Annotated in this window: 4 protein-coding genes and 1 pseudogene; 1 reads left to right on the plus strand and 4 read right to left on the minus strand. The window is 61.4% G+C overall.

Going from position 1 to position 6,064, the window contains the following annotated elements; translation table 11 throughout:
• From VL547_RS23620 to VL547_RS23635, 4 genes and pseudogenes are all read right to left on the minus strand, one after another.
• Positions 1–182: pseudogene (locus VL547_RS23620) on the minus strand (hypothetical protein); the annotation flags it as partial.
• A gap of 152 nt (positions 183–334) precedes the next feature.
• Positions 335–1,528 (minus strand): BamA/TamA family outer membrane protein, encoded by a 1,194-nt coding sequence (locus VL547_RS23625; RefSeq protein WP_325582688.1) that lies wholly within the window; start codon positions 1,526–1,528, stop codon positions 335–337.
• Between the two features lie 28 nt (positions 1,529–1,556).
• The gene (locus VL547_RS23630) at positions 1,557–4,040 is read right to left on the minus strand and encodes a hypothetical protein (protein WP_325582690.1); all 2,484 of its coding nucleotides are present in this window, start codon (positions 4,038–4,040) and stop codon (positions 1,557–1,559) included.
• A gap of 18 nt (positions 4,041–4,058) precedes the next feature.
• Complete coding sequence (locus tag VL547_RS23635) at positions 4,059–5,471, minus strand: glycoside hydrolase family 27 protein (RefSeq protein WP_325582692.1); 1,413 nt, start codon at positions 5,469–5,471, stop codon at positions 4,059–4,061.
• 107 nt (positions 5,472–5,578) lie between these two features.
• On the opposite strand from VL547_RS23635, the gene VL547_RS23640 reads away from it, so the two are divergent.
• Positions 5,579–6,064, plus strand: a 486-nt coding sequence (locus tag VL547_RS23640) for a hypothetical protein (protein ID WP_325582694.1), incomplete at its 3' end; no start/stop codon positions are given.

The following is a 6,064-nucleotide window of genomic DNA, read 5'->3' on the forward strand; positions in this document are numbered from 1 at the left end:
CAGTAACCCGCCAGCACGCGCAATTCGCTTTCCAACGGAAACGCGGTCAGCCCGCTCAAGACGAGCGCGACCATAAAAAAGACCAGCCACAAACGGACGCGCCTGAGTCGGGCCTCGCGGCTCCATTGGCGCCTCACGGCCGCCCGGCTTCCGGCCGCCCGGCCGCTGAGATATTGTCCCATATACAAAGTGCTTTGTATTGCAAAGTAAATGCAATTCCGCCATACCGCCAAAAGCGCCCACGGCGCAATATGGCGAATCGTCCTTGTAAAGTGAAATAGCTATGCCCCTCGTGGCATGCTGCACGTGCGCCAGGTCCGGCGTCCTTCCCCGCTCAGAACGCCTCGAGGAAATTAAAATACGTCGCCGAGCTCGATCTCCCCCCCAACGGCGCATGCCCCCAATCCGCCCGCACGTTGAGCCGCGGCTGTATCTCAAACCGCAGCCCGATCCCGAAGTCGGGGATGGCGCGCTCGAAGAGGGCGGAACGGAAGTCGCCTCCGATGGCCCCCACGCCTCCCCAGCAAACAAAACCCCAGCGCGTTGGCCGGTCATGCCAGTAAAACTTATGCCGGTACTCGGTGATAAAATAGTTTTCGTAAAAGTCCCGGAACTGCCCGAACCGGAGCCCCCGCAAGTCCTGGGAGGTGCCCAGGCTGACCATCGACGTAAAGGGTGGCTCGCCGAAGTCGTAACGGGCGCGGTAGTTGAACGCCAGCGAATGGTACTTGTACCGGCTGAGGGGGAGATAAAACCGGGTGTCGAAGTCGAGCGCGCGGAACTCGGTGTTGCCGCCGAACTGCGGCTGGTAGAAGGTATAGATGAGGGTGCTGTACAACCCGCGGAAGGCGTTTTGCGGGAAGTCGCGGGAATCATAGCTGAGGATGGCCCCCAGGCCGGTATTGCGGATAAACTGCCCCGTCTGGAGGTAGTACGGGTCGTGCGCCGTGTGCGCGTTGACCTGCGAAAGGATGTTCTGGGAGTATTCCAGGCTCATTCCCCCGAAAAGGTGCCGGCGCAGTTTCCAGAGCGGCCGGATCTGGATGATCGTAAAGCTGCGGATGAGGTGCGTCGAGTCGGGGTAGGAGGTCGAGATGGCGTTCGCATAGCCGACGCCGTAATAAGCGTCGCGGGTATTCTTGTATTGCATCAGCGCGTTGATGCGCAGCTTGTCGTGCAGCCAGAAGGTCGTCCAGCCCGCGCTCGCGATAAACGAATTGACCGTGGAATAGGTGACCGTAACCGGGATGGAAGACGTGGGCAGCGCGCTATCGGACTTTTGCGTCCGGAAGGAAAAGATGGCGCCCCCCGCCAAACTAAAGGCTATATCCGGCGAATAGGCCGGCAGGAAGAACGGCGTGACCAGGAATTTCCCCTCCCGGGCCTCTTCCCGGTGGGCGCCAAACACGCTCAGGATGCCATGCTTGCGGGGCCCGGGCGGCAGCGGTAGCGGGACCACCCGTGGCGTGTCCTGGGCGGCGGCAAAAACCGACAGGCATAGGAAAAGGCAGATAAGCGATGTACGCATACGGCAAAGAGACCCAAATACCATACCGTTAGCGCCCCGCTCCGGCACCCCGGGTATCCTCCGTGTCGATCAGCAGCTCCTTATGCGCCCAGCGCCCATCCGCGGTCATCCCCTCCACGACCACCTTAAACCGTTTGGTGATGTCGTTGTTGTAGAACGACAGCTTGGCCCGGCGCGTCTTGCTGTCCAGCAGCACAAAAGGCTGCCAGTAGAGGGTGGGGCGGAGGTCCGCCGAATCAGGCGTGGCCGCCGCCTGGGCCGTGGCATAGTCGGGGGAAAAGAATTCCTTGGGCGCGGTATAACCGATCAGCACCGTGTGCTCCAGCGCTTTGAAGTCGGCCGGCGGCTGACGGTCCCCGCCCTTTTTAGTGTAGATCGCGATCCCGCCGTTGGCGCCGCCCATGCCCATAAAGGGCGGACGGAAAACCTTGATATACGCCACGTCGGTCATGGGGATATTCTGGAGCGTATTCGCGTCGACCGGGGACTCGTCCAGGTACAGCCCGGGCGTGCCACCCCGCCACTGCAGGCTGGTGGGACCCGCGCCGGTGGTGATCTGGAGACCCGCCACGCGGCCCTGGAGGTATTGGAAGACCGACAGCGCCGCCTGGGCCGCCGGGTCGTTCGCTACGTCGAACGGGTACCCGTCGCCGCCGGAGAAAAGACCCGAGGCGTACTTCTCGTCGAGCACTTGCTCAGGCGACTTGGTGGGCGCCTTGATGATGATCTGCTGCAGGTTCTTGACCTTGAACAACCCCACCGTGTCGTGCACCAGCCGTTGGAAAATCTTTTGGTGCGCCAGCAGCGAGTCCGAAAACTCGATGACCGGCCGGAGGCTGTCGGCCCCGGGCGCGCCCGGAAGCCCTTTGTACAGGCCGTTGTCCATGCGGATCACCGCGCTGGTGAAGAGGTCCTTTTTATTGAACGAATAGTAAATCTTCTGTTCCCCATAGACCAGGTAGTTCGGTATCCTGAACACGCCGTCGGTATCGATCTCCGCAAAAAGGAAGCGGTGCGCCTTCCCCCCGTCATCGGTGATCAGGTTGATGGTCCCCATGTCCCGCTTCATCTTCGCCGGCACGCCATAGATCGTACCGATCAGCGACATAATGCTGTCGGGCATATACTTCAGCCGGGGATAGGTGCGGCTGGTGATGTTGTGCCAGTCGTACCGCCGCCAGCCGTTGGTGAGCATCACCAGGTCCACTTCGTGCCGGATACTATCCACGGGGTTGGACAAATAGTCCCAGGGATTGTACACCTTGCCCCGGAGGTCGCTCGTCAGCAACAGCGAGGAAATGATGTTGTCCGCCTTGTCGCCCACCGGCACGTCCAGGTCGGCGTCGGTCACGGCCACCGACAGGTTGCTTTTGACCTGGTCCGCATACTCGATCTCGATCTGGTTTTCCGCCCGCTTGTCCAGCTTGGTATAGAGCTGGTGGATCGCCGGGTAGAACATATACTCGTTATTGTCGACAAAACTGATGCGCTCCGCCAGGGGCTGCCAGTCCTCGGCAAACACGGTCACCGTCACGATCCCGCTCGGGATGTTGGACGTGGCAAACGACTGGTGCACGATCTCCCCGTCCTGGAGGCGGAGCGTGGCGAGATAGAACACCTGCCCGCCCAGGCTGGCCACCATATGGTACACGGTGCGTCCCGCCGTATCCCCGGTGACCGCGCCGATGGTGTAGGTCTTGGACGAATCCTCGCTGTCGACCCGCAGCACGACGCCCTTATCGAGCGCCCCCGGCAGCGGCGTGGTATGCTGAACCTTATTCTTGTCGGTCCATTTGGCCTGGTAGACGGCGCCTTTCACAGGGGTCAGCTCAAAGGACCCCATCCCGTCTTTTACGCTCGCGAAAACGGCCTGTTTAACCCCCTTCCCGTCCACGATCACCCCCTGCACGTCGCTGGGAAAACCGTCCGGCCCCGTTGCCTTGAACGCGATCCGGCTCTCCATACCGTTCACGCAGTCCCCTCCCTCCGGGAAAAACCGGAGCTCGGTCCCCGCGGGTTCCGCCGGGTGTGCCGCGGCGTGGGCCCCCGTTGCGGCCGGCTGCGCCGGCCGCGCGTGCGTCACTACCGGCCCCGCCGCCACATTCATCACCCGCAAGGTCTTCATAAACGCAAACGCCGTATCATAATTCAACATATACCGCGTATACGCGCGGATATTGATATAAGGCCCATTGTATGTTTTCGGGATCGCAAAAGACCCGGCCGCCGACCCTTCCACCACCACGTTCGTGGCCCGGTCCACCACGTGCCCGTGGTCGTCGATCAATTCCACATAGAGGTTCTTGCTCAGGACCGACGGCGCCCCCTCCGCCGTGATGTAGGCTTTGTACCAAATCGATTCGCCGGAATTATAGGCCCCCCTGTCCAAATGGAGATAGACCTTTTCCGTGGGGTAAGCCGCCGAATACACGTGCATCAGGGTATCGATGCGTTGGGCGGAAGCACCCAGGCCAGTGAGCAGCAGGGCGAGCGTCGTCTGTATGTACCTCATATCCCCCCAAATGTAAGGCTAACGCCCCGAAAAGCGGAATAATGCCGCCCCGTGCGGCGCGATGAGGCGATTGTATGTTTTCCGGAACGTCCCGATATCCTCCTTGCGCCACAGATCCCTAACGGCCACGCCCCCGGCGAACCCCAGCCGTGAGAGCGGCACTTCAATGTTCGCCGGCACGTCGTTGAGGTTGAAGAATGCAACATACTTATCCTGTGACCCCGGCACCCCGGAATACCACACCAGCATACCGTCATCCGCGCTCAGCTCCCGCGGATCGACTCCCAGCTGGTCGACCGCCAGGACCTCGTCGTTGGTGAAAAGCGCCAGCTCGAATGGCCGGTTTTCAGGCAGGTTGCCGCCCAGCATCAGCGGCGAGCGATAGATACACCAGAACGTCATATGCGTATACGCCTCGTCCTCTGTAAAGCGGCTATAGCGCTCCGGTCCGACGGGCCCGCGTTTGGACAGCTTTCCGAGCTGGATCATGTCGCAGTCGGGCCAGTGCCCGGGGCCGCCGCGGCCCTGCCACTGCCGCGCATACCCGATCATCCCCACGATCTCCTTCCAGTTGTCCCAGAAGTCGTCCGCCATCCGCCACATATTGGCATTGGCCGCGACATGCGCCGAATCCGCTGGCGGCGTCGCCCCCGGCGACACGCTCAGCACGATGGGCCGCCCACAGTGCGCGATCGCCTTGCGGTACCCCTCGATCTCCGCCGCGCGGTAGGGCCGGGCGATGTCGTCCACTTTGATAAAGTCCACGCCCCAGGCCGCATACAGGTTGAGCAGCGAATTCAAGTAGGCCTGCGCGCCCGGCCGGGTCATGTCCAGGCCATACATATGGTTCATCCAGTCACAGGTCGACGCCGTATCCGCGATCATGTCCGCCGTGACCCCGTCCGCGCCCAGCACCGGGCTGCGCGCCCAAACCGCCTGCCGCGGTATCCCCCGCATCACGTGTATCCCGAACTTCAGCCCCAGCCCATGCACATACGCCGCCAGCGCCGTAAACCCCTTCCCCCCGAACGCCGACGGGAACTTGTTCACGTCCGGCGTCAGCCGTCCCCACCGGTCCATCGCCAGCCACGGTATATACGACCCATCCTGCAACCGCTTCTGGAACGGGTTCCCGATCACGCTCCCCGGCGGGTTGTCATACGCCCACAGGAAGTCCACAACGACATATTGCCACCCATACGGCCTCAGGTACGCCGCCATATAATCCGCATTCGCCTTCACCTCATCCTCGTGCACCGCCGAGCCGAAGCAATTGTAGCTGTTCCAGCCCATCGGCGGCGTCGCGGCCACGCCCTGCGCCGGTGTTGCCGCGCCGCCATCCCGCGCCACCGGCACGCCCTGCGCCGCCGCGCGCCCCGCGAACCCTACGAGTGCGACAAGAATAAGTGTAATTTTGACAAGTCTAAGCATAACCTGAAAGTACAAAAAAGTTCCGATCCCCGCCGGCCCGCGCCACCGGATGAACGTCCGGTTTTTTGCCCGGCCCGCATTTTGTACGCCCTCCCAAAACACCTGTCATGTTCAAGAACATTCCCTGGCGACAACATTTTGCCTTTGCGCTCGCGTGCGCTATTTTATATTGCATCCCGGTTTTTATCCTGCTGACAAACCCGGCATTTTCGCGGATATGGTTGTTGTACCTAGGCAACGGCCTGTTCCTGATCGCTTTGGTGACCCATATCTTTCGTTTCAACCGCTCGGTCCCCGGTGGCGCCACGTCCATGGGCATGCTGGCCGCCAGCGTCATTACCACGATGATGGGTATCCTCCTTTCTTTCGTAATCAGCTGGCTCCTGATCGTGATCATGGTCCCCGGTCTCTTCCACGCCGGCGTAGCCGGCAAGACGCTGACCGGCGCTCCGGCATCCACCATCGGCCAGCACACCCATGGCCTCATCTTTATGATACTCATGAGCATAACCGCCGGTAACTTTGCCGTCGGTCTCTTCGCCTCGCTCATCTTCCCCTTTACCCTCAAGCTCAACCAGACAAAGGAAGAAGTG

Origin of the sequence: Dinghuibacter sp. (assembly GCF_035492835.1) — a bacterium.
GTDB lineage: Bacteria > Bacteroidota > Bacteroidia > Chitinophagales > Chitinophagaceae > Dinghuibacter.

What these genes read in the sequence shown, in the direction of transcription:
- VL547_RS23625 (WP_325582688.1), bottom strand. Translation starts at nt 1,528, where the DNA reads ATGCGTACATCGCTTATCTGCCTTTTCCTATGCCTGTCGGTTTTTGCC.
- VL547_RS23630 (WP_325582690.1), bottom strand. Translation starts at nt 4,040, where the DNA reads ATGAGGTACATACAGACGACGCTCGCCCTGCTGCTCACTGGCCTGGGT.
- VL547_RS23635 (WP_325582692.1), bottom strand. Translation starts at nt 5,471, where the DNA reads ATGCTTAGACTTGTCAAAATTACACTTATTCTTGTCGCACTCGTAGGG.